Raw genomic sequence first — 2,263 nt, forward strand, 5'->3', positions numbered from 1 at the left:
TTTTATATCCATCAAACACACACACACACACACACACACAAAAATAGATATGTCTACCAATGTATATAAAAACCTTTTACACAGCCATTTAGAGAAACAACACAGACGTGATTTTGATGATAATACTTGTGAAAATGTAGATACTATCTGTAATAATAGTGGTACTCGCTCTCTTGTTAAACCGTTTCATTTTTATTTCCCTGAAATTTCAAAAACTTCGGAAGATTTAGAGAATATTGTCCCGAAAATTCGTGGAATTTTATCAGAAAGACAACAGGATTATGACAACACAGATACTGACAGACTGATTGTTCCTAATTTATCCGGAAAAATAAAAGCCATTTTTGAACTTCTCCAGAATTTTTATGCCTTGGATGCTACGGCTAAAACAGAGACTGTGCTAGAATGTTTTCTAGATTATGATATCTGTAACTATCCAGATTCTGTGAGTGTTAAAAAGGAGTTTCCCAAAATAAAAATTAGAGAATATCGAGGCAAGGGAAGTATACAGTCAATCTGTAGAAGTCGACTTATTTTTAATTATACATGTCAAATGTCAGATGTAACTGGGGAGGAATTACAAAAGCTTCTATTTTTATTACCTTTTTTAAACAATGAACTTCACTCCGCTGCAAAGACATGTGCCACAGACTTTAATTTAGAATTTCACGATTTACAGGCTAAATTAAATTCTGGGAAAACTTTGAATATTAAACAACAACAGCGGCTCGTTTTTTTACAGAGAATCCAAAACGGAGAAATAGAAGCTCCTACTGCCAAGGTTATTATACCTTTTTTGAAAGCCTATTTACAGTCTCCTTATGTTAGAGTGATATCTGTGCGGAGTTTCACTCCGTTTAATGTAAATACCATTATGTATAATGCTGAGCGAGATGGTAAGCAGAGTGATTTTGCCTATGTAAAGCCACTCCCTTACGAAATTAATGAATTTACTGGGTTTCCATTTTCACATATTCCGAAAGAAGTCTTAGAAGCTAATTGGAAATATGTTCGAAATTTCCAGGAAAATGATTATGTGAAATTTGTAAAAGATTGGGTAAAAATGACACTCTGTGATAATGACAGAGTGAAGTATTATTATTTTATGTCCTTTATTATGGACATCTTTCAGAATCCAATGGTGAAGCCAATGCATTGTCCATTATTTTTCGGACCTCAGGGATCTGGTAAATCTTGGTTTTTTGAAAATATTATGAAGCCGTTGTTAGGAGATGCCTTATTTGTACAGGGTTGCCGTTTAGAGCACTTTTTTGGTAATTTTAATTCTTTAATTAACCGAAAATTGTTAATTTTGATTGAGGAAAATTCGTTCAATGGAGATTACCAAAATCAAATTAAACAATATATTACTGGAAATTCCGTGATAATTCGGGAAATGAGAAAGGATGCCAAGCAGAGTGAAAATTACAGTCGCTTTGTATTTTGTTCTAACTCTGTTTGTGAAAAAAATGCAAATATAGATATCAATGAAAGACGGATAGTCTATATGAAAACCAAGATTGCTGATAAGGACGCTCTGCATGCTGCCATGGACTTTTTGTTAAGTAAAGAGAAAGGTCTATTACAACAGAATTTCATGCTCCAGGCCTTGTTCTATGAGTTTGCATATAGACCTGAGAAATTGGAATCTTATAAAACAAAAAGTAATTATAAGATTGGTATGGCGCCGCTTTGGGCTTATAATGATCTTTCCCTTACAGAGCTAGGTAATACTACAGTCTCTATTTTCATAAGAGAGCTCCTGGCCACCGGTACCACCTTTAATAATGTCCTGATATCTACCAGTGAGATTATATCTACTGAAGCGGCACAAATTACTAAAGAGTTCTTTCCTGATGAAGAGTCACAAAATTATAAGTTACTAAAAAGGAATGTTGAGAATTGGCCCAAAATGGTTTCCCAATTGGGAATGTACAAAAAATATTGTGACTTTGTAAAAAATCACAATCAGAGTGGCTTTGCGAAAAATGAACGAAATTTCTGGGAAGAAATATCTGATATTTTTCCAAATTTGGAAAAGGACATTATTTTGGATGATAATTTAAAAGTCACAAATGACGGATGGGGCAATATGATGTTTGAAGGTACGGCTGCTGCAAATAACTACAACATTCATAGAACGGATATTCAAAACTTAGTGAAATTGCCAAGTTATATAGAATGCTGTCAGTCTTATTTAAGCAGTGTGAGAATCCCCTTGACTTCAGAAAATATTGCAAAGTATTTCTTAAGAAAGACTTAT

At 33.7% G+C, this 2,263-nt stretch carries 1 protein-coding gene; it reads left to right on the top strand.

Annotated features, from left to right (window positions below; all coding sequences use genetic code 11):
• Positions 1–49 precede the first annotated feature (49 nt).
• Positions 50–2,263, top strand: a 2,214-nt coding sequence (locus KC460_05170; GenBank protein MCA9770732.1) for a hypothetical protein, incomplete at its 3' end; no start/stop codon positions are given.

Source organism: Candidatus Dependentiae bacterium (assembly GCA_020431705.1).
In the GTDB taxonomy this organism is placed as follows: Bacteria; Babelota; Babeliae; order Babelales; family Vermiphilaceae; genus JAGQHQ01.